Here is a 21,557-nt window from a genome sequence, read left to right on the forward strand (position 1 = left end):
CAGGCCTTTCAGGCCGCGTCGGAGAGAACGCGCGCCAGCTCGAAGATCTGGCGACGCTGCGCCTCGGGCATGGCGTAATAGGCGCGCACCAGCTGCAGCGCCTCCTTGTCGGCGAAGATGTCGCCTTCGACCACGCCGGGAACCTCGCCCTCGGACAGGCCTTCGAAGAAGAAGCTGACCGGAACGTCGACCGCCCGCGCGATGTCCCACAGACGCGATGCCGAGACGCGGTTCATGCCGGTCTCGTACTTCTGGATCTGCTGGAACTTGATGCCGACCTTGTCGGCGAGTTGCTGTTGAGTCATGCCAATCATCCAGCGACGATGGCGGATACGCTTACCAACGTGAACATCTACACTATGCTTCATTGCCCCAACCTTTTGCAATCTCAGGATGCTCTAGCCCGGAAAGGCACAATTTTCGAGTGTCAACTTGCTCAAACGGGGCTTTCCTGACCATAAAGACAGGTCCAGCGGTGCCCTTGCGGCCATATCGGTCCCGCGTTGACTTGGCCGGGCAGGATGCGAACGTGCGGGCAACATCCAAGGACGACCATACATGTCACAAATGATTCGTGCAGCCTACATCTTGGCCCTGGGTCAGGACCCCGTCATCCGGGATATTCCGACCCCCGTGGCGAGGCCGGATCAGGTTCTGGTGCGCATGGGCGCCGCGGCGCTGAACTTCGCGGATCTGCTCAAGGCCGAGGGACAGTACCAGGAACCGGCCGATCCGCCCTTCGTGCCGGGACTGGAGGGGGCGGGCACCGTCCTGTCCGCGCCGCCGGGGTCGGGACTGGCCTCCGGCACACGGGTTGTCGTATCGGCACCCGGCACGATGGCACAGGTGATCGCGGTCGATCCGGCGGCGGTTCAGGCCATCCCCGACGCGATGACGCTGGAACAGGCGGCGGGCTTTCAGGTGGCTTATGGGACAAGTCATCTGGCCTTGGCCGGCCGCGGCGCGTTGCAGGCGGGACAGACGCTGGTGGTGCTGGGTGCCGCCGGGGGCGTGGGCCTGACCGCGGTGCAGATCGGCGCGGCGATGGGCGCGCGGGTGATCGGCATCGCGCGCGGCGCCGACAAGATCGACGCCGTCCGCGAGGCTGGCGCGGCCGAGGTGATCGACAGTGCCACCTGCCCCGACCTGCGCGCCGCCCTGCGCGCGCTTGGCGGTGCCGACGTGATCTATGACCCGTGGGCGCCGAACCCGGCGAGGCGGCGTTCCGCGCCCTGCGTCCCGGCGGCCGCTTTCTGGTCATCGGCTTTGCTGGCGGCCGCCCCCCGGTGCTGCCGCTGAACCACGCGCTGGTCAAGAACATCGCCGTCCACGGGTTCTACTGGGGCGGCTATCGCGGCCTGCACCCGCAGGCCCTGCGCGACAGCATGGAGGCGCTGTTCGACCTGTTCCGCGCGGGCCGGCTGGACCCCGTTGCGGGAACGACCCTGCCGCTGGAGGACCTGGCCCAGGGCTATGCACTGCTGCGAGAGCGGCGCAGCATCGGCAAAGTGGTCATCACGTTGTGATCACGACGCATTTGAGCCAAGCGCGGCATTGAAAAATTCCGCGTTTCCCCCGATATTGGACACAAGCCGGCATCGCGTCGGCATGCCTTCCAAGGGAGACATCGATGGCAGATTACAACACGTACCGGACCGCGCAGAGCGTAGGCCACCGTTCCGCGGCGGTCGACCAGGGCCTGCGGGCCTACATGAACAAGGTTTATGGGCTGATGGCGGTCGGCATGGGTGTAACCGCCGCGACCGCCTATGGCACCGCCACCGCGGCCATGACCAACCCGGCCGTGGCCAACACGCTGTACAACACGCCGCTGCGTTGGGTGATCATGTTCGCCCCGCTGCTGGTCGTCTTCGGCTTTGGCGCGGCGCTGAACCGTCTGTCCGTCTCGGCGGCGACGGGGGTGTTCTATGCCTTTGCCGCGCTGATGGGCGTCTCGATCAGCTCTATCTTCCTGGTCTATACCGGGGTGTCGATCGTGCAGACCTTCCTGGTCACGGCCATCGCCTTCGCGGGCCTGTCGCTGTGGGGCTATACCACCAAGAAGGACCTGTCGGGCTGGGGCACGTTCCTGCTGATGGGCCTGATCGGCCTGATCGTCGCGTCGATCGTGAACATCTTCATCGCCTCTTCGGCCATGCAGTTCGCGATCTCGGTCATCGGCGTGCTGATCTTTGCGGGTCTGACCGCCTATGACACCCAGAACATCAAGAACACCTACCTGCAGATGCAGGATTCGGGTTCCGAGTTCCTGGGCAAGTCGGCCATCATGGGCGCGCTGAAGCTGTACTTGGACTTCCTGAACCTGTTCATGTTCCTGCTGTCCTTCATGGGCAACCGCGAATAAGCGAACGCCCTTTCGATACGGAAAAAGGCCCCCTTTCGGGGGCCTTTTGCATGGGTGCTGCCGGGTATCAGGCCGCTTGCCGGACCGGCAGGGTCGATGCCGCCTCGGCCGCGATCTCGAAACTGCGCAGGCGGGCGGTGTGGTCGTGGATCTGGCCGGTCAGGATCACCTCGTCGGGGCGATAGGTCTCGACCAGGCGTTCCAGCTGATCGCGGACCCTGTTCCGGTCGCCCACGGCACTGATGCGCAGCGCGCCATCGACGGCCTGGCGCATCTGCGCGCCGATCTCGGCGTCGATGTCGCGCACCGGGCGCGGCAGCTTGCCGGGCTGACCCGTCCGCAAGCGCGCAAACGCCAGCTGCATCGTCGTGCGCAGATAGGCGGCCTCTCCGGCGTCATCGGCGGCAAAGACGTTGGCGGCCAGCACCGCATAGGGCTTTTTCCCCCAGGGCGACGGCCGGAACCGTTCGCGATAGATGCTCAGCGCCTGTTCCAGCTGTTCGGGGGCGAAATGGCTGGCAAAGGCATAGGGCAGGCCCAGATGCGCCGCCAGCTGCGCGCCGAACAGGCTGCTGCCCAGGATCCAGACGGGGATGTTCGTCCCCTCGCCCGGCAGCGCGCGCACGGGCGCGCCGGGGCGTTCGGGGCCCAGATAGTCCAGCAGCTCGACCACGTCCTGGGGAAAGCTGTCGGCCATCGGATCGCGGCGCAGGGCGCGGATCACCGCACCGTCGCCGCCGGGTGCACGGCCCAAGCCCAGGTCGATGCGGTCGGGGAAGGCCGTGGCCAGCGTGCCGAAGGCCTCGGCCACCGTCAGTGGCGCGTGGTTGGGCAGCATGATGCCGCCCGCACCGACGCGGATCGTCTTGGTGGCCTGCGCCACCAGCCCGATCAGGACCGCGGTCGCGGCGCTGGCGATGCCGGGCATGTTGTGATGCTCGGCCAGCCAGAAGCGGTGATAGCCCCAGCCCTCGGCGTGCTGGGCCAGGTCGATGGTGTTGCGGATGGCGTCCTGCGCCGTGGACCCTTCGGGAACCGGTGACAGGTCGAGAACGGAATACGGAAGATGCTGTGTCATCCTCCTGATCTAGGCCGCCTGCCCCGCTTTGCAATGACGGGACATTACATATCGGCCAGTCGCCTAGGCCATCTTGCGCAGATAGGTCCAGGTCGGCACCCGGCCGCCCCGCGCGACCGACCAGCTTTCGGCGTCGCCCAGATAGACGAAGCCGCAATTGGTCAGTACCCGGGCCGATCCCGGATTGTCCTGGAACGCCTCGGCGAACAGGGTGCGCGCGCCGTGGGGGTTGGCCGCGACCAGCGCCGCCACGGCTTCCGTCGCGAAACCGGTGTTCCAGAAGCCCGCACCGATCCAGAAGCCCAGTTCGGACTGCGACCCCTCCATGCGGGTCAGGGACACGACGCCCAGCAGCTCGGCCAGCTTGTGGTCCGACCCGTCGATGGCCCAGACATCCTCGGCCCGGTCCCCGGCCAGGGCGCGCGCCACGAAACTTTCGGCGGCGCCGCGGGGCAAGGGATGGGGAATGGCGCGCGTGCCCTCGGCCACGCGTTTGTCGGCGGTGTAATGTTCGATCAGACCGGCATCCGAGGCACGCAGCGGTCGCAGCGTGAACCGATCAGTGGCGATCACGGGTTGGGCCGGACCATCGGCCAAGACGGGCTTGAGGTCGTCCAGACGACTTCCCTCGCGCATGGGTGCAGACATCACCATGTTTCCTCCCCAAGAAACCGATCAATAAATGTGACGATAAAACGGTTCGGGGGACCGGCTCTCGCCGATCCCCCCTTAGCATCAGAATATTGCGCTAAGGTTACTCGGCTGCTTCCAGCTCGGCGGGGACGATCGAAATGAACGTCCGGCCCTTCAGGCCCTTCTTGAAGGTCACATGACCGTCGGTCAGCGCGAACAGGGTGTGATCCTTGCCCATGCCGACGTTCACGCCCGGCCACCAGGTGGTGCCGCGCTGACGTGCGATGATGTTGCCTGCGATGGCGGCCTGGCCACCGAACAGCTTGACGCCAAGACGGCGTCCCGCGCTGTCGCGGCCGTTGCGGGAAGAACCGCCTGCTTTTTATGTGCCATGGGTCGTTCTCCTTAGGCTTCAGCGGCGTCTTTTGCCGGTTTCGTGGTCTTGGCGGGCGCATCGGCTGCCTCGACCTTCGTGCGGGCGCCGACGGCGGACTTGACGCCGGTCTTGTCCGCACCCTTGTCCAGCACGTCGGTGACGCGCAGCAGCGTCAGCTGCTGGCGGTGACCGCGGGTCCGCTGCGAGCTGTGCTTGCGGCGGCGCTTGACATAGGTGATGACCTTGTCGGCCTTGATCTGCTCGATCACGGTGGCCTGCACGCAGGCACCGGCGACCAGGGGTGCCCCCAGGGTCGAGCCGACCATCAGCACATCGTTGAACTGGACCGTATCGCCAGCCGCGGCATTCAGCTTTTCAACGCGCAGGACGTCGCCCGCCTGCACCTTGTACTGCTTGCCGCCAGTTTTCAGAACCGCGAACATCGCTTTCTTCCTTCATCACCGCGTCCTGCGGCCCCGACTGTGTCGGCGTTGGGGGGCGAACCCCGCCTTCGGACGGCGCACCCTTGTGCGGGTGTCGTTAAAAACAATAGACCGGCCAAGGGCGGATGCCCTGCCGGTGCGCTGCATTTGCCCGATCCGGGCCTGCCTGTCAAGGGCCGGCCCGATGCCGGGGAACCCTGCGCCATCGCAGGGCTTGTACCCTGCCACTGACAGGACCGGACCCCAGCTGATGCAACGCTTTTCCTGCCCGCATTGCGGCACGCGCGCCTATTTCCACAACCTGATCTGCCTGTGCGGACAGCCGCTGGTCTATGCCCCCGAGCCGCGGCAGATGGTGATGGACGGCCCGCATTGCGCCAACCGCCTGCGCATCGCCTGCAACTGGGCGGCGGCGGTGCCGGGCGGGTTCTGCCGGTCCTGCGCCATGTCGCATGTCGTGCCGGTGATGAACATTGGCGACAACCAGCGCCTGCTGGCCAGTGCCGAGCGGGCCAAGCGGTGGGTCCTGGCCAACCTCGCGGAATGGGACTGGTTCACCCCCGCCGATCCGGGGCGGCGTCCGCGGTTCCTGATGCTGTCCGAACATACCGGCGGGCGCGACCAGCAGATCACCATGGGCCACGCCAACGGCGAGATCACCATCAACGTGACCGAGGCGGATGAGCTGATCCGCCTCAAGCGCCAGCTGAAGCTGGGCGAGCAGTACCGGTCCATGGTCGGCCATTTCCGCCACGAGATCGCCCATTTCCTGTTCGACCGCCTGAAGGTGCTGCCCGATTTCCTGCCCGCCTTCCGCGCCGTCTTCGGCGACGAGCGCGCCGATTACGGGCAGGCGCTGAAGAACCACTATGCCGATCCGCGCGACCCGGCCGGCGACTACATCACCAGCTATGCGACGTCGCACCCGCACGAGGACTGGGCCGAGACGGTGGCCCACCTGCTGCACCTGACCGACGTGGCCGACAGCTTCTGCAGCACGCATCTGGACATGCCGGGAGTGCCGCCCGACTATCACCCCTATTCGGAGAAGGATCCCTATCGCCTGCTGAACATCGCGGCCGAGATCACCATTGCCGTCAACGACATCAACCGCGCGCTGGACAACAGCGACCTGTACCCGTTCGTGCTGACCGTGCCCGTGCGCCACAAGATCGCGTTCGCGCATGGCTGGCTGCAGAACCACCTGTCCCGCAGCGAGGGGAAGGCCGCCTAGACGGCGGCCTTTTCTTCCAGCGACATCCATTCCTCTTCGGCATCGGCCAGAGCGGCCTGGCGTTCGGACAGGGCCAGGCTGGCCTTTTCGAACTTGGCCGGCGCGGTCTGGAACAGCGTCGGGTCGGACATGAATTCCGACAGCTTGGCGATTTCCGCCTCCAGCTTGGCGATGACGCCGGGCAGCGCCTCCAGGCGATGGCGTTCGGTAAAGCTGAGGCCGTCGCGGGTGGCCTTGGGCTTGTCCGTCACGGGCGCGGCCTTGGCGACGGCCACGGGTTCCTCGGGCTGCACATCTCCGCGCTGCGCCTGATAGTCGGTCCAGCCGCCGGCGTAGACGGTGGCGCGGCCATCGCCCTCCATCGCGACGGTGGTGTCGGCCACGCGGTCGATGAAATCGCGGTCGTGGCTGACCAGCAGCACGGTACCGTCATATTCGCCCAGCAGATCCTGCAGCAGGTCCAGCGTTTCCACGTCCAGATCGTTGGTCGGTTCGTCCATGACCAGCAGGTTCGACGGCTTGGCCATCAGCTTGGCCAGCAGCAGACGCGCCTTTTCGCCGCCCGACAGGCTGCGCACGGGGGCGCGGGCCTGGCCGTCGTCGAACAGGAAATCCTTCAGATAGGCCACGACATGTTTCGGCTGGCCCCGCACCATCACCTGATCAGCACGGCCCGACACGCGCATGTCCGGATCGCCGGTCAGCGATTCCCACAGCGTCTGGTCGGGGTTCAACGCGGCACGGGCCTGGTCAAAGACCGCGATGTCCAGGTTGGTGCCCAGCTTGACCGTGCCGGCATCGGGGGCCAGCTCTCCGGTCAGCATCTTGATCAGCGTGGTCTTGCCCGCCCCGTTGGGGCCGACGAACGCGATCCGGTCGCCGCGCTGAATGCGCAGGTCGAACGGCCGCAGGATGACCTTGGCACCGAACGTCTTGGAGATGCCGGTCGCCTCGACCACCCGCTTGCCGCTGGTGTTGCCGCTGTCGAACGCCATCGCGGCGGTGCCTTGGCGGCGGATCTGGCTGCTGCGTTCGCTGCGCAGATCGGCCAGCGCACGGACGCGCCCCTGATTGCGCTTGCGCCGGGCGCTGATGCCTTCGACGGCCCATTTGGCCTCGGCCTTGATCTTGCGATCCAGCTTGTGGCGGGCGTCGTCCTCGGCGGCCCAGGTGGCTTCGCGCCAATCCTCGAACCCTTCAAAGCCACGTTCCTGCCTGCGCACGGCACCGCGGTCGATCCACAGCGTCGCCTTGGTCAGGCGGCGCAGAAAGGCGCGGTCGTGGCTGATCAGCACGAAACCTGCACGCGTCTGCGACAAATGGTCTTCCAGCCAGCCGATCGCCTCGATGTCCAGGTGGTTCGTCGGCTCGTCCAGCAGCATCAGTTCCGGCGCGCGCGCCAGCAGCCGGGCCAGCGCCGCGCGACGGCGTTCGCCGCCCGATGCGGTGTCGACGGGACGGTCGGGGTCGAACTTCAGCCCCTCGGCGGCCATGTCGACCAGATAGTCCTCTCCCGGTTCCAGCCCGTCACGGGCGAAATCGCCAAGCGTGACAAAGCCCGACAGATCGGGGTCCTGTTCCATGTAGCCGGTCGAAACCCCGGCGGCCAGGACGACATCGCCCCGGTCGGGTTCGACGAAACCGGCCATCACCTTCATCAGGGTGGACTTGCCCGACCCGTTCCGACCGACCAGCGCGACGCGGTCGCCCGGCTGGACGTTCAAGGAAAGGCCTTCGAAAATGGGATCTCCGCCATAGGTCAGAGAGATCTCGGAGAGTTGCAAAAGGGGTGCGCGTGCCATGACCGCGCCCTAGCCCGGCGCAGCGTCCGGGTCAATCCACCGCATGCTTGACAGGTTCGGTCGGAATTGCCACAAGTCGCCGGAATTCTGACCAAAGGAGTCAACATGCGTCCCCTGATCATCGCCACGTTGCTGGGTGCCACCGCCATGCCGGCCCTGGCACAGGAAGTGAACGTCTATTCGCACCGCCAGCCCGAGCTGATCCAGCCGCTGATCGACGCCTTCACCGCCGAAACCGGCATCCCGGTGAACGTGGCCTTTGTCGACAAGGGCATGGTCGAGCGTCTGCAGGCCGAGGGCGACCGTTCGCCCGCCGACCTGGTGCTGACCGTCGACGTGGCCCGTTTGGGCGAGGTCAAGGACGCAGGCGTCCTGCAGCCGGTCGAGGACCCGGCGCTGGACGCCATTCCGGCCGCGCTGCGCGACGACGAGAACCAGTGGTTCGCCCTGACCACCCGCGCCCGCATCGTCTATGCCAGCACCGAGCGCGTGGCCGACGGAGAGGTCACCACCTATGAGGATCTGGCCGATCCGAAATGGGAAGGTCGCATCTGCACGCGCAGCTTTACCAACGACTACAACGTCGCGCTGACCGCCGCCTATCTGGCCCATCACGGCGAGGAAGAGACCGTCGCCTGGCTGGAAGGCGTCAAGGGCAACCTGGCCAAGCGCCCCGAGGGCGGCGACCGCGACCAGGTCAAGGCGATCTGGGCCGGCGAATGCGACATCAGCCTGGGCAACACCTATTACATGGGTGCGATGCTGAAGGATGACGAGCAGAAGGCATGGGCCGAATCGGTCCGCATCGTCTTCCCGACCTTCGAGGATGGCGGCACCCACGTGAACGTGTCGGGCATGGCGATGACCAAGTCCGCGCCGAACCGCGACGCCGCCCTGCAGCTGATGCAGTTCCTGGCCGGTGACGAGGCACAGCGCATCTATGCGGAAACCAACAACGAATTCCCGGTGACCGAGGGTGTCGAGCGGTCCGAGCTGGTGGCCAGCTGGGGCGATTTCACCGCCGACGACCTGACGCTGACCGAGATTTCGGACCTGCGCCCGCAGGCGCTGGACCTGATCGAGCGCGTGAACTTCGACGGCTGACACGGTCCTGCGTCGGGGGCCAACCCCCTGACGCAAGGGAATATTTGATCTGTGGCGAAAGGCGCGGCCCAGGGGCTTGCGCCTTTTTCCATGCTGACGCAATCATCCCCGCTTGGGGACCATGGAGACGCGGTTTGGTACAGAAGATCATCATCGACACGGACCCCGGTCAGGACGACGCGGTCGCCATCCTGCTGGCCCTGGCGTCGCCCGAATTGCAGGTGCTGGGCCTTGTGGCCGTCGCGGGCAATGTGCCGCTGGCGCTGACGGAACTGAACACCCGCAAGGTGGTCGAACTGTCTGGCCGGACCGACGTGCCGGTCTTTGCGGGCTGCGACCGGCCGCTGTCGCGCGACCTGGTGACGGCGGAACATGTCCACGGCAAGACCGGCCTGGACGGGATAGACCTGCCCGAGCCCACCCTGCCCCTGCAGGCGCAGCACGGCGTTGATTTCATCGTCGAAACCCTGCGCGCCCATGATGCGGGAACCGTGACGCTGGTCCCCATCGGCCCGCTGACCAACATCGCCGAGGCGTTCCGCCGCGCTCCCGACATCATCGGACGCGTGCAGCAGATCGTGCTGATGGGCGGCGCCTATTTCGAAGTGGGCAACATCACCCCCGCGGCCGAATTCAACATCTATGTCGACCCCGAGGCCGCGGCCGAGGTGTTCGCGTCGGGCGTGCCGCTGGTCGTGATGCCGCTGGACGTGACGCACAAGGCGCTGACCGACCGCGCCTGGATCGAGGCGATGCGCGCCCTGCCCGGCCGCTGCGGCCCTGCCGTCGCGGGCTGGACCGATTTCTTCGAACGCTTCGACACCGCGAAATACGGAAGCGTTGGCGCACCGCTGCACGACCCCTGCACCATCGCCTGGCTGCTGCATCCCGACCTGTTCGAGGGCCGACACATCAACGTGGAGATCGAGGTCGACGGCCGCTGGACCACCGGCATGACCGTCGCCGACTGGTGGCGCGTCAGCGGGCGCGCGCCCAACGCGCTGTTCCTCAAGGACGTGGACCGCGACGCGCTGTTCGACATGATCCACGACCGCATCGCGCGGCTGCCCTAGGGGGCATCCTCGGACGGGGGCGGTTCGGGCAAGGGCACGACCCCCTCTCCGTCGCCGATGCGATCGTCCAGAGCCGCGACCAATTGTGCGGTGACGTCGATGGCGTCCAGCGACACGAAGATCGTGCGCCGGTCCAGCACCGCCACCGCACCGCGGTCCTGCATCACCTGGCCCATCACCGGCAGGGCGGCGCGAAAGAACGCCGCGCGGTCGGCCTCGGCCCAGGCATTCAGGTCCTGGACCGCCTGCGCGCGTTCGCGGCGGATGCGCGTCGCGCGGATGTCAAAGCTTTCGGCCAGGTCGCGGAATTCGGCGGCGGGCAGCGTGCTGCGCTGTTCGGTCAGCCGCGCCTCCTCTGATGACAGCAGCTGGGTCAGACGGTCGTTCTCGGCCGCGACCTCCTCTCCCTTGGCCTCCAGCCGGGCCTGCGCGCGCAGCCCCCAGGCCGAGGACAGGTACAGCACCTCCTGGTCCAGCGTCAGGATCGGGGCGCTTTCGGCGACCTCTCCGGGACCGGCAATGGTGCTGTTGGGCAGGACGGGGGGCGTGGCGATGGGCGGGATTTCCGGCGCGGGAATGTCGGGCGCCGTGGCCTCCTGTCCGGCGGCGGGCAGTGCCATCAGCACCGCCGCCACCAGACCAAGTCCCGTCCGGATGATCGGCATCAGAAGTTCGTCTGGATCGTCAGGTCGAAATTCTGTTCCAGATCATAGTCTTCCTTTTGCAGCGCCTGCGTGAAGTTGAAGCGCAGCGGACCGATGGGCGTGGTCCAGAAGATCGACGCGCCGACCGCGGCCCGCACGTACATGTCGTCATCGACCGGGACGCCGCCAGTGCCGATGGTCCGGTCCAGACCCCACAACGATCCGACATCCATGAACAGGCCGCCCTCGATGCCGTATTCCTCGGGCAGGCCAAGGGGGAACTGCGCCTCGCCGCGCGCCGCCCAGTAGAAGTTGCCGCCCAGGCCGTCCTCGTTCACGGCCGCCAGGTCGCGCGGACCGATGCCGTTCGGCTCGAACCCGCGGACGCGGTTGCCGGTGCGGAAGCGGTCCAGGATCCAGGTCGAATAATCACCATAGGTATAGATCGCCCCGGCCTCCAGCTCTCCGCGCAGGGTCACGCTCTCGCGCCAGGCGGTGCTTTCGACGCCCGCCAGCGCGGTCGTGGTGATCGTCTTGGTGTCGCCCCCGGCGCCCGCGAAATCCTGCGAGAAACGGAACCGATAGGCGGTCAGCGGGTCCAGCCCGGTGCGGCGCGAATCCCAGTTGTAGGTATAGCCAAGCGACGACGTCAGGCGCGTGCCCTCTTCGTCGATAAGCAACTGAGAGCTGTCCTCGGTCACGTTGGTCAGCTTGTCTTCGGAAATCCGGTACCGCAGCTCGATCCGCGCATTGTCGGAAATCGGGAATTCCAGCGATGGCTGAATGCGGATCTGACGGGTGTCGAAATCCGAATTCAGGCCCTCGGTCTCGGTATAGTTGGCCGAAAAACCAAAGCGCAGGTCGCGGCCCAGGAAATACGGCTCGATGAAGTTGATGCCGGCGGCGCGGTCGTCGGTCGCGGTCTGCAGCTGCAGGCCCAGGGTCTGGCCGCGTCCCAGAAAGTTCTGCTCGGTCAGGCCGATGTTGAAGCCCACGCCCGAATTGACGCCATAGCTGGCGCCCAGGGACAGCGACCCGGTCGGTTGTTCCTCGACGTTGACGCCGACGATGACCTGGTCGGGGCTGCTGCCCTCGCGCGTCTGGACCTGCGCATCGGCGAAATAGCCGAGCGCGCGCACGCGTTCGGCCGAATTGCGGATCTCGCGCGGGTTGAAGGGATCGCCCTCGACGGTGGTGAACTGGCGGCGGATCACCTGGTCCAGGGTGGTGGTGTTGCCCTCGATGTCGATGCGCTCGACAAAGACGCGCTGGCCGCGGGTCAGCGCGAATGTCAGGTCCAGGGTCTGGGTCTGGGCGTTGCGGGTGACGCGCGGCTCGATGTTGACGAAGTTCAGGCCCTGCTGGATGGCGATGGTCTCCATCCGGCGGATCGAGGTGTCGATGACCGACGGGTTGTAGAACGACCCGCGCCGGACCCGGCTTTGTTCCGAAAACAGCGCGGCGTCGACGCCCGGAATCTCGGACACGGTCTCGACCCGCCCAAAGCGATAGCGCGGCCCCTCGGAGATGTTGAAGGTAATGAAGAACGCATCGCGTTCGCGCGCGATTTCCGGCGCCACGCCCTGCACCCGGAAATCGGCATAACCCTGCGAGCGATAGAAATCGGTCAGCAGCTGTTCGTCCAGCGGGATACGCTCGGGCGCAAAGGTGTCGCGGCGGATGAAGGTCCGCAGCAGGCCCGCCTGCTTGGTCTCCAAGACGTTGCGCAGACGGCGGTCCGAATAGGCGCGGTTGCCGACAAAGCTGACGCGTTCTATCTCGGTGACGTTGCCTTCGCGGATCTCGAACACCAGATCGACGCGGTTGCCGCTGCGGCGGATGATGCGCGGATCGACGCGGGCGGCCAGGCGCCCTTCGGCGGCATAGGTCTGGGCGATGGCCTGCGCGTCCTGGATGGCCTGGCTGGGCTGATAGACGCGGCGCGACTGGCTGCGCACGATCTCCGCCAGGCGGTCGTCGTTCAGGCGGCGGTTGCCCTCGAACGAGATCTGGTTGACGATCGGGTATTCGCTGACCTGCACGACCAGGGTGCTGCCCTGCGGGATCAGTTCGACCGTCTCGAACAGGCCGGAATTCTGCAGGCGCTGCAGGCCGTCGTTGATCTGGCCGGGGCTGAGGTCCTGGCCCTGCGGAAGGGCCAGCGTGGACAGGACGGCGCCCGTCTCGATCTGCTGGTTGCCCTGAACCTGGATGCTGCCAAAGACGACGGCGGCGGCAGGCTGCGGGATCATGCCCACGGGCGCCGCGATCGCCAGGGACGTCACCAGCGCCAATGCGCCCTTGCCCAGTTTCCGTTCCATGATGGCCCCTCTTGTATCCGCCTGCACGCGCCCGGTTCGGGCTGTCGTTTTGCCTATGGTCTGTAGCCCCATCCGGGCGTGGCTGTCAAAACCGCATGCACCTTAGGGGCAGAAAAGATCGTTCGTGAGCCCGAAAATCATCAGTGACAGGACCGCCGCCATGCCGATCGCGGTCAGTAGGTTCAGCGCCTTGTCCGACGGCGGGCGCCCGCGCAGGGCCTCGTATGTGTAAAACATCAGGTGACCGCCATCCAGGACCGGGATCGGCAGCAGGTTCAGGAACCCGATGGCCGCCGACAGGACCGCGATCCACCATAGGAAGTTCGCACCCCCCGCGCTGGCCGCCTGGCCGGTGCTTTCCGCGATGCTGATGGCGCCGCCCAGGTTGCAGGTGCCGATCTGACCCGAGATCATCGCCCACATCCCCGTCAGGGAAGAGGTGATGATCCCCCAGGTCTGCCCCGCGCCAAGGCCAAGCGCCTCCAGCGGTCCGGCGCTGCGGGTCTGGGGCGAAAAGAAGCTTTCGCCCCCGGTGACCCCGATCAGCCAGCGCTGTTCGAACCCGCCGCCATCGGCGGGCAGGTCGGACAGCTTGGGCGACAGCGTCACGTCCAGCTCTCCGACACTGGGACGCCACAGGCGCAGGACCAGGGGCTGGCCCTCGGCCGCCTCGACGGCCTCGCGCATCTGGGTGAAGCGGGTGACGGGCTGGCCGTCGATGGTCAGCACCACGTCGCCTGCGCGCATGCCCGCCGCGGCCGCAGCACTGCGGGGCGCCACGCCGCCGATGCGCGCGGCATCGGGTCGGGGCCGGTCACGGTCAGCGTCTGGCCGTCGCGGTCGACCTGCCAGTCCTGCTGGTCCGCCACCGGCAGGGTTTCGGTCAGCGTGCCGATGTCGCGCCAGGTGGCGACCGGCTGGCCGCCCAAGGCCAGGATGCGGTCGCCCGGCTGCAGGTCGTTCACGATGGCGGGCGGCGCCTCGCTGACGGCACCCACGCGCACCTCGTCCAGGGGCAGGCCCTGCACGATCGCGAAACCCGCAAAGACCAGGATCGACAGCACGAAATTGAACACCGGCCCCGCCAGCAGTGTCGCGAAGCGCGCCCACAGCGGCGCGCCCTGCAGCGTCTGGCGGCGCAGTGCGGGATCGACCGCGCGCCCCGGTCCGGCACTGGCCGCGTTGTCGTCGCCCAGGAACCGCACATATCCGCCGAGCGGCAGTGCCGCGACCTGCCAGACCGTGCCGCGGCTGTCGCGGCGAGAGAACAGCCGCGGGCCGAATCCGACGCTGAACACCTCGGCCCGGATGCCCGACCAGCGGCCGACGATATAGTGGCCGTATTCGTGGACGGTGACGATCACCGCCAGCGCGGTGACAAAGGCCAGCAGCGTCCACAGCGTGCTTCCGGTCTGGGCGATCATGTCGATCATCGGGCGGCCTTTCGTCGGGCAAGACCGTCCCAATGCAGGACGGTCGGCAGATCGTCGGGGTCGCGGGCAAAGCCCGGTTCGGCAGACAGAGCGGCCAGCGTGGCCTCGACCCTGGGCGCCATGTCGGTGAAACCGATGCGCCCGGCGATGAAATCGTCCAGCGCCTGTTCCTTGGCGGCGTTGAAGACCGCACCCGCGGCCCCGCCTGCGGCCATCACCTCGCGCGCAAGGCGCAGGGCGGGCCAGCGCGCCTCGTCGGGGGCGCGGAAGGTCAGGCTGCCAAGGGCCGCCAGATCCAGCGCCGCGACCGGCAGGGGTCGGCGTTCGGGCCAGTGCAGCGCATATCCGATGGCATGGCGCATGTCGGGCGCGCCCAGATGCGCGATGGTGCCGCCGTCATGGTGGGTGACCATGGCGTGAATGATCGATTCCGGGTGGACCAGAACCTTGATGCGGTCGGCGGTCAGGCCAAAGAACTCCTTGGCCTCGATCACCTCCATCGCCTTGTTGAACATCGACGCGCTGTCGATGGTGATGCGTTGACCCATCGCCCAGTTGGGATGGGTCGAGGCCTCGGCCACGGTCGCGGCGGCCAGCCGTTCCAGCGGCCAGTCGCGGAAGGCGCCACCCGAAGCGGTGATGGTCACATCCTTGACGGAGTCCAGCTTGTCCGACCCAAGCGCCTGAAACAGTGCGGAATGTTCGCTGTCGACGGGCAGGATCGTGGCACCCGACCGCGCGCCCGTGTCGCGCAGCAGCGCACCCGCGCAGACCAGCGACTCCTTGTTGGCAAGGGCCAGCACACCGCCCTGCGACAGGGCCGCCAGCCCCGGCGCCAGACCCGCTGCGCCCACGATGGCCGACAGGATCCAGTCCGCGGGCCGGTGCGCGGCCTCGATCAGCGCGGCCTCTCCGGCGGCCACTTGGACGTCGGTGCCGGCAAGGGCCGTCCGCAGGTCGTCCAGCAGTTCGGGATGCGCCGTGACCGCGATCTGCGCGCGCAGGTCGCGCGCCATCTGCGCCAGTCGCGCGATGTTGCGCCCGCCGGTCAGCGCCACGACCTGATAGGCGTGCGGATCGCGGCGGATCAGATCGACGCCGTTCGCGCCGACCGAACCGGTCGCGCCGAAGATTGAAATGCGTCGCATCGGTCAGTTCACCACGGGCAGGTTCGTCAGAAACCCGATCAGCATGGTTGCCAGGACCGCCCCGGTCACTGCGTCAAAACGATCCATGAAACCGCCATGCCCCGGAATGAGGTTCGAGCTGTCCTTGACGCCCGCGCGGCGTTTCAGCCAGCTTTCGGCCAGATCGCCCATCTGCCCCGCAAGGCAGACGATGGGCGACACCCAGATCAGCGTGGCATCGCCCTGCCCGGCCATCCACAGCACCGCGCCAAAGATGCAGGTCCCGATCCAGCCCGCGACCGTGCCGGACCAGGTCTTCTTGGGGCTGAGCGCCGGCCAGAACTTGGGCCCGCCCAGGATGCGCCCGAAGAAATACCCCGCCGTGTCCGAGATGATGATGACCCCCATCAGCCACAGCACGAAGTTCAACCCATAATTCTCGCGGAACCCGACAAGGCCGAACGCCACGATCAGGATCGCGATGCCGAAGATGGCATAGGTTGCGCGGTCGCGGCGCGCCGCACCGGGCAGGCCCAGCAGGATCGGGATCGCCAGCGCCATCCACGCCCAAGGCAGCCCGGTCAGCGCAAAGGCCTGGGACACGCCCGCGATGGCCGCCAACGCGATGGGGCGTGACCGCCCGAACAGCGTCACGTGGCGCGCGGGGTTGCGCCAGCCGGTCATGGCCGCCAGCTCCCAGAAGGTGATTGCGGAAATCACCGCCATCGCCAGACGCAACCACGGCCCCTGCGCCACCGCCAGCATGACGCCGATGCCCAGCAGGACCAGCGTGGATGCCACGCGGCGCGACAGGTCGCCCCACTTGCCGGGGCCGACCTTGCCGGGACCGCCTGCGCCGGGCACGGGCCCGGCGGAATTCCGTCCTGACGTCATGCGCCCCCGAAGCGCCGGTCGCGCAGGCCGAAGCGGTCCAGGATCGTCGCAAGGTGATCGGGGGTGAAATCGGGCCACAGGGTCGGCGTGAATTCGTATTCCGAATAAGCCGCCTGCCACGGCAGGAAGTTCGATGTCCGCGTTTCCCCGGACGTGCGGATCACCAGGTCGGGATCGGGATGCCCGGCGGTGTCCATGCAATCGGCCAGATCGGCCTCGGTCGGGGTGGCGATTTCGCCGCGCGCGATGCGTTCGGCCAGGCGGGTGCTGGCACGGACCAGTTCGTCCCGGCCGCCATAGTTGATGGCGACAGTCAGGTTCAGCCGCGTGTTGCCGGCCGTCCGCGCCTCGATCGAGGCCATCAGGTCCTGCAGCTTGCGGTCCAGACGGCCGCGTTCGCCGATAAACCGCATCCGCACGCCTTCGGCCGACATGTCCTCGGCCTCGCGCTGGATATAGCGGCGAAATATCTTCATCAGGCCCAGGACCTCTTCGGTCGAGCGCTTCCAGTTCTCGGTCGAGAACGCATAGATTGTCAGCCAGTCCACCCCCAGATCGGGGCAGGCGCGGACGATCTGCTTGACCCGCTCGGCCCCGCGGCGGTGACCGACCAGACGCGGCCAGCCGCGATCGGTTGCCCACCGGCCATTGCCATCCATGATGACCGCGACATGGCGGGGACGGGTCGTCCCCCCAGTTTCGGCAGCTCTCGACAAGCCCCACGCCATCGTCGGATCAGACCTGCATGATTTCGGCCTGCTTGGCCGTCAGCGCCTCGTCGACCGATGCGATCATGCGGTCGGTTAGGGACTGGATTTCAGTCTCGTACAGCTTCTGGTCGTCCTCGGGCATGCCGGCGGTCTTGCCCTTCTTGACCTGGTCCATGCCGTCGCGGCGCACGTTGCGGATCGAGACGCGGGCGCTTTCGGCGTATTGCGCGGCGACCTTGGTCAGCTCGCGGCGGCGTTCCTCGTTCAGCTCGGGGATGGGCAGCATGATGATCGTGCCGTTGGTCTGCGGGTTGATGCCCAAGCCGCTTTCGCGCAGCGCCTTCTCGACCTTGTTGACCATGCCCTTGTCCCAGATGTTGATCGTGACCATCCGCGGCTCCGGCACGTTGACGGTGCCCAGCTGGTTGATCGGGGTCATCTGGCCATAGGCCTCGACCTGCACCGGCTCGATCATCGAGGCCGAGGCCCGGCCCGTCCGCAGGCTGGCGAATTCGCCCCGCAGGCTTTCCATGGCGCCCTTCATGCGGCGCTCCAGGTCGTCAATATCGATCTCGATGTCCTCAGCCATTATCGGACTGCCTCTGCTTTGAATTTTTTTCGCTTGTAACGGGAATGCCGCAGCTTGGCAAAGCCTTTGCCCGCTTTTCGGCCCCGTCAGGGATCGTTGTGCGGGGGTGCGCCCGCAGACAGGCGCGCCTCGATCTGGGTCAGGCGGGCCAGCACCTCATCGCGATAGGCCTCGGTCGCGGCGGTGCCTTCCTCCTGATGCGCCTCCTGCATCGAATTCACGATCAGACCGACCACCAGGTTCATCACCGCGAAGGTGGTGACCAGGATGAAGGGCAGGAAGAACAGCCAGGCATGGGGATGAACCTCCATCACCGGGCGCACGATGCCCATCGACCAGCTTTCCAGCGTCATGATCTGGAACAGCGAATAGGCCGAATTGCCCATGTCCCCGAACCATTCGGGAAAGGTCGCCCCGAACAGCTTGGTCGCCATGACCGAGAAGATGTAGAAGATGATGCCCATCAACAGAAACACGCTGGCCATGCCGGGCAGCGCGGACAGGAACCCCTCGACCACGCGGCGCAGGCGCGGCGTGACCGACACGATCCGCAGCAGCCGCAGGATGCGCATGGCGCGCAGCACGGACAGGCCCTGCGTCGCGGGCAGCACGGCGATTCCCACGACGATGAAATCGAACACGTTCCATCCGTCGCGGAAGAAGCGCAGCCCGCGGGCATACAGCTTCAGCCCGATCTCGATCACGAAGATCGCAAGGCAAACCCGGTCCAGCGTGACCAGCAGCGGACCGACCGCGGCCATGACACGGGGCCAGGTCTCCAGCCCCAGGATCAGCGCATTGAACAGGATCACGCCGGTGATCACGCCCTGGGCACGCGGCCCGTGGATGAAGCCGTCGATGCGGCCCCGAAGACTGGTCGTCATGTCAGTTGTGGACCCGCGTATAGGTGCCCCGGCCTTCCAGGATCGACCGGAACCCGCCCGGCGCATCCAGCGAGAAGACGATGATCGGCAGCTTGTTGTCGCGGGCCAACGCGATGGCCGACGCGTCCATCACGCCCAGGTGCTTTTGCAGGACCTCGTCATAGCTGACATTGCCGTAACGCTTGGCGTCGGCATGCTTGACCGGGTCCTTGTCATAGACGCCGTCGACCTTGGTGCCCTTGAAGATCGCCTCGCAGTTCATTTCCGACGCGCGCAGCGTGGCCGCGGTGTCGGTGGTGAAATACGGGTTGCCGGTGCCGGCGGCAAAGATCACGATCCGTTTCTTTTCCAGGTGGCGGATCGCGCGGCGGCGGATGTAGGGCTCGCAGACCTCGTCCATGCGGATCGCGCTGATCACGCGGCAATGCAGACCGCGGCTTTCCAGCGACGATTGCATGGCCAGCGCGTTCATGACCGTGGCCAGCATGCCCATGTAATCGGCGGTGGTGCGCTCCATGCCCTGCGCGCTGCCCTGCAGCCCGCGAAAGATGTTGCCGCCGCCGATGACCATGCAGACCTCGACGCCCATCGCCTGGACGGCCTCGACCTCGCTGGCGATGCGGGCGACGGTGGGCGGATGCAGGCCGTATCCCTGGTCGCCCATCAGCGCCTCGCCCGAGATTTTCAGCATCACGCGGCTATATTGCTTGGGGACTTCGGTGGTCATCGGGGGCTCCTGTCGCCGGCTGCTTTCATCGCGCCGTTAAATGTCGCAAAAGGGCGGCCGGATCAACTGCCCGGATCGGCCATGCGTGACCCTGACCTGACACAGATCGACGCCGCCCGCCACCTGCTGATCGCAGGACCCACCGCCAGCGGCAAATCTGCGCTGGCGCTGGCGGTCGCGCGGGCACAAGGCGGCACCGTGGTCAACGCCGATGCATTGCAGGTCTGGTCCTGCTGGCAGGTGCTGACCGCCCGCCCGTCCGCCGCCGATCTGGCGCAGGCGCCGCACGCCCTTTACGGCCATGTCGCGCCGGGCACGGCGTGGTCGGTGGGCGACTGGCTGCGGCAGGTCGCGACGCTGCGGGGGCGGCTGATCGTGGTGGGCGGCACGGGGCTGTACCTGACCGCGCTGACCCGCGGGCTGGCGCAGATCCCGCCCACGCCCGCCGCGATCCGCGCCACCGCCGACGCGCGCATCGCCGGGGGCGGGCTGGCCGCGATGGTGGCCGAACTAGACCCCCGCACCCACGGCCAGATCGATCTGGCCAACCCCGTCCGCGTTCAGCGCGCGTGGGAGGTGCTGACCGCCACCGGCCGCGGCATCGCCGACTGGCAGGACGACACGCCCCCGCCCCTGCTGGCCCCCGACGCCTGCCATTGCGTGCTGATCACCAGCGACCGCGACTGGCTGGCCGACCGCATCGCCGCCCGCTTTCACGCCATGCTGGATCAGGCGCCCTGGAGGAGGTGCGCGCGATGCTGCCCCTGTGGGACCCGGCCGCGCAATGGGCCAAGGCCATCGGCGCGCCCGACCTGATCGCGCATCTGCAGGGCCACCTGACGCTGGCCGAGGCCACCGAACGCGCGATCATCGCCTCGCGGCAATACGCCAAGGCGCAGCGGATCTGGTTCCGGGGCCGGATGCGCAACTGGCAGATGTGGCAGGCAAGCAACGCCGGACTGATCGCACCATAATTCGACGAAACCCATCCAAGGCTCATTGAGTTTTACCCCCGATAGGCGATAATCCGCCCATCGGAAATGCAACTTGGACGAGTGTCATGTCGGTATGGGAACGCGCTGACTGGACGGGGGGATTTCCGTTTTCGCCCACGCGGCTGTCGCCGGTTGGCCGGGGCATCCTGGGCCAGGGCGGCCAGATCGACGTCAACGCCCCCAAGGTCCAGACCGAGGGTGCGGCCCCGTCCCCCACCCCGCATGTCCAAGGCCGCGTTGCGGTCCCCGACACGCTGAGCGTCCGCGTGGCGCCGGCGCTGCGGCGGTTCGCGCCGCGCCAAGCCAGCCTGCGCCTGATGCCCGCGGGTGCCTTCAGCTGGGGCGGGCGGACCCTGCCCGTCCAGCCGCGCACCCGGCCGGAACATGTGCTGATCTGGGTGGCCGAAGGCCGCATGCGCCTCGACTTTCCCCGCACCGGCAGCGTCCTTGCCGCGGGCGACGTGCGCTTCATCCCTGCCGGGACTGCCTTCGCCGCCCGCCCGCTGGATGATGCGCAGGGTCAGGTCCTGCTGATCGCGCCCGAACTGACGGCGCAGCTGGACCCGCCCTTGCCCCGCACGGTGATCGCAGGCTGCGCGGGCAGCGGTGCTGCGGTGCTGTCAGCCACCCTGACCGAACTGATGCAAGAGGCCGCCCGCAGCGCCGATCACCGGACGATTGGCTGCTATCTGAACGTGCTGTCGCTGCGGCTGTCGCGTCTGGATCCCGAACAGGACCACCGCCCCGGCCCGGGCACGGTCCATCCCGACCGCCCGCTGGTCGACCGCTTTCTGGCTCTGGCCGCGATCGAGATGGGGTCGTGCCGCACCCTGGCCGATCTGGCGCAGGACCTGGGCACCACGTTGACCCTTCTGGACCGCGCCTGCATCGAGGCGCGGGGCCATCGCGCCATCGACCTGCTGCACGAGCTGCGCGTGGAACGTGCGGCCGAACTGCTGCGCCATACCGACCGCCCCGTGCCGCGCCTGGCGCAGGACCTGGGCTATGCCAGCCACGCGCATTTCACCCGCGCCTTCGTCGCCGCGACCGGCCGCACACCCGAAACCTATCGCAGCCAGATGCAGACCTAGACCGTGACCGTGCGCCCTGCAGGGGGTCCGGGGG

The 21,557-nt window shown here is 67.2% G+C and carries 20 protein-coding genes and 3 pseudogenes; 8 read left to right on the forward strand and 15 right to left on the reverse strand.

The window, feature by feature from the left end; genetic code table 11:
• Positions 1 to 8: 8 nt before the first annotated feature.
• Positions 9 to 368 (reverse strand): helix-turn-helix domain-containing protein, encoded by a 360-nt coding sequence (locus TY51_RS00640; protein WP_042244532.1) that lies wholly within the window; start codon positions 366 to 368, stop codon positions 9 to 11.
• A 190-nt stretch (positions 369 to 558) separates the two neighbouring features.
• Here TY51_RS00640 and TY51_RS24190 point away from each other — a divergent pair, with 190 nt between their 5' ends.
• From TY51_RS24190 to TY51_RS00650, 3 genes are all read left to right on the forward strand, one after another.
• Entirely contained in the window at positions 559 to 1,299 is a 741-nt protein-coding gene (locus tag TY51_RS24190; RefSeq protein ID WP_307533695.1) for a zinc-binding dehydrogenase, read from the forward strand.
• On the forward strand, positions 1,197 to 1,526 hold the full coding sequence (locus TY51_RS24195; protein ID WP_307533697.1) for a zinc-binding dehydrogenase: 330 nt from the start codon (positions 1,197 to 1,199) through the stop codon (positions 1,524 to 1,526). The genes TY51_RS24190 and TY51_RS24195 overlap by 103 nt, the downstream gene beginning before the upstream one ends.
• A gap of 104 nt (positions 1,527 to 1,630) precedes the next feature.
• Entirely contained in the window at positions 1,631 to 2,365 is a 735-nt protein-coding gene (locus tag TY51_RS00650) for a Bax inhibitor-1/YccA family protein (protein ID WP_042244535.1), read from the forward strand.
• Between the two features lie 67 nt (positions 2,366 to 2,432).
• Here TY51_RS00650 and TY51_RS00655 read toward each other — a convergent pair whose 3' ends face one another.
• From TY51_RS00655 to rplU, 4 genes and pseudogenes are all read right to left on the reverse strand, one after another.
• Positions 2,433 to 3,443, reverse strand: coding sequence for an LLM class flavin-dependent oxidoreductase (locus TY51_RS00655; RefSeq protein ID WP_042244537.1), 1,011 nt, complete (start codon positions 3,441 to 3,443; stop codon positions 2,433 to 2,435).
• Between the two features lie 63 nt (positions 3,444 to 3,506).
• A complete protein-coding gene (locus TY51_RS00660) occupies positions 3,507 to 4,091 on the reverse strand; it encodes a GNAT family N-acetyltransferase (protein WP_231558828.1) in 585 nt (194 codons plus the stop codon).
• 106 nt (positions 4,092 to 4,197) lie between these two features.
• Positions 4,198 to 4,458 (reverse strand): annotated as a pseudogene (gene rpmA, locus TY51_RS00665) (50S ribosomal protein L27); the annotation flags it as partial.
• 23 nt (positions 4,459 to 4,481) lie between these two features.
• Positions 4,482 to 4,895: a 50S ribosomal protein L21 gene (gene rplU / locus TY51_RS00670; RefSeq protein WP_042244539.1), complete on the reverse strand. Its 414-nt coding sequence runs from the start codon at positions 4,893 to 4,895 to the stop codon at positions 4,482 to 4,484.
• 250 nt (positions 4,896 to 5,145) lie between these two features.
• On the opposite strand from rplU, the gene TY51_RS00675 reads away from it, so the two are divergent.
• Positions 5,146 to 6,129, forward strand: coding sequence for a putative zinc-binding metallopeptidase (locus TY51_RS00675; protein WP_042244541.1), 984 nt, complete (start codon positions 5,146 to 5,148; stop codon positions 6,127 to 6,129).
• On the opposite strand, the gene TY51_RS00680 is transcribed toward TY51_RS00675, so the two are convergent.
• Positions 6,126 to 7,931: an ABC-F family ATP-binding cassette domain-containing protein gene (locus tag TY51_RS00680; protein WP_042244543.1), complete on the reverse strand. Its 1,806-nt coding sequence runs from the start codon at positions 7,929 to 7,931 to the stop codon at positions 6,126 to 6,128. The genes TY51_RS00675 and TY51_RS00680 overlap by 4 nt on opposite strands.
• Positions 7,932 to 8,036: 105 nt before the next feature.
• On the opposite strand from TY51_RS00680, the gene TY51_RS00685 reads away from it, so the two are divergent.
• The gene (locus TY51_RS00685) at positions 8,037 to 9,035 is read left to right on the forward strand and encodes a Fe(3+) ABC transporter substrate-binding protein (protein ID WP_042244544.1); all 999 of its coding nucleotides are present in this window, start codon (positions 8,037 to 8,039) and stop codon (positions 9,033 to 9,035) included.
• Between the two features lie 134 nt (positions 9,036 to 9,169).
• The gene (locus TY51_RS00690) at positions 9,170 to 10,108 is read left to right on the forward strand and encodes a nucleoside hydrolase (RefSeq protein WP_042244546.1); all 939 of its coding nucleotides are present in this window, start codon (positions 9,170 to 9,172) and stop codon (positions 10,106 to 10,108) included.
• On the opposite strand, the gene TY51_RS00695 is transcribed toward TY51_RS00690, so the two are convergent.
• The 9 genes and pseudogenes from TY51_RS00695 to pyrH form a co-directional block, all read right to left on the reverse strand.
• Positions 10,105 to 10,773 (reverse strand): OmpH family outer membrane protein, encoded by a 669-nt coding sequence (locus TY51_RS00695; protein ID WP_042244549.1) that lies wholly within the window; start codon positions 10,771 to 10,773, stop codon positions 10,105 to 10,107. The genes TY51_RS00690 and TY51_RS00695 overlap by 4 nt on opposite strands.
• Positions 10,773 to 13,073, reverse strand: coding sequence for an outer membrane protein assembly factor BamA (bamA, locus tag TY51_RS00700; protein ID WP_052649624.1), 2,301 nt, complete (start codon positions 13,071 to 13,073; stop codon positions 10,773 to 10,775). The genes TY51_RS00695 and bamA overlap by 1 nt, the downstream gene beginning before the upstream one ends.
• Positions 13,074 to 13,175: 102 nt before the next feature.
• Positions 13,176 to 14,506 (reverse strand): annotated as a pseudogene (rseP, locus tag TY51_RS00705) (RIP metalloprotease RseP).
• Positions 14,503 to 15,654 carry a 1-deoxy-D-xylulose-5-phosphate reductoisomerase gene (gene dxr, locus TY51_RS00710; protein ID WP_042244550.1) on the reverse strand — a complete coding sequence of 384 codons (1,152 nt, stop codon included), beginning with the start codon at positions 15,652 to 15,654 and terminating at the stop codon, positions 14,503 to 14,505. Before dxr ends, rseP begins: the two are co-directional and overlap by 4 nt.
• Before the next feature lie 3 nt (positions 15,655 to 15,657).
• Complete coding sequence (locus TY51_RS00715; RefSeq protein ID WP_081994628.1) at positions 15,658 to 16,527, reverse strand: phosphatidate cytidylyltransferase; 870 nt, start codon at positions 16,525 to 16,527, stop codon at positions 15,658 to 15,660.
• Positions 16,524 to 17,255 (reverse strand): polyprenyl diphosphate synthase, encoded by a 732-nt coding sequence (gene uppS, locus TY51_RS00720; protein ID WP_042244555.1) that lies wholly within the window; start codon positions 17,253 to 17,255, stop codon positions 16,524 to 16,526. The genes TY51_RS00715 and uppS overlap by 4 nt, the downstream gene beginning before the upstream one ends.
• Before the next feature lie 7 nt (positions 17,256 to 17,262).
• On the reverse strand, positions 17,263 to 17,826 hold the full coding sequence (gene frr, locus TY51_RS00725) for a ribosome recycling factor (protein ID WP_042244556.1): 564 nt from the start codon (positions 17,824 to 17,826) through the stop codon (positions 17,263 to 17,265).
• Between the two features lie 86 nt (positions 17,827 to 17,912).
• Complete coding sequence (locus tag TY51_RS00730; RefSeq protein WP_042244558.1) at positions 17,913 to 18,710, reverse strand: ion transporter; 798 nt, start codon at positions 18,708 to 18,710, stop codon at positions 17,913 to 17,915.
• Position 18,711: 1 nt separating this feature from the next.
• Positions 18,712 to 19,437, reverse strand: a complete 726-nt coding sequence (gene pyrH / locus TY51_RS00735; RefSeq protein WP_042244559.1) for a UMP kinase — start codon at positions 19,435 to 19,437, stop codon at positions 18,712 to 18,714.
• Positions 19,438 to 19,518: 81 nt separating this feature from the next.
• Between pyrH and miaA the strand changes: the two are divergent.
• Positions 19,519 to 20,411 (forward strand): annotated as a pseudogene (gene miaA / locus TY51_RS00740) (tRNA (adenosine(37)-N6)-dimethylallyltransferase MiaA).
• Positions 20,412 to 20,497: 86 nt separating this feature from the next.
• A complete protein-coding gene (locus tag TY51_RS00745; protein WP_052649626.1) occupies positions 20,498 to 21,523 on the forward strand; it encodes an AraC family transcriptional regulator in 1,026 nt (341 codons plus the stop codon).
• Positions 21,524 to 21,557 lie beyond the last annotated feature (34 nt).

It is taken from the genome of Paracoccus sp. PAMC 22219 (assembly GCF_000787695.1).
Classification (GTDB): Bacteria; Pseudomonadota; Alphaproteobacteria; order Rhodobacterales; family Rhodobacteraceae; genus Paracoccus.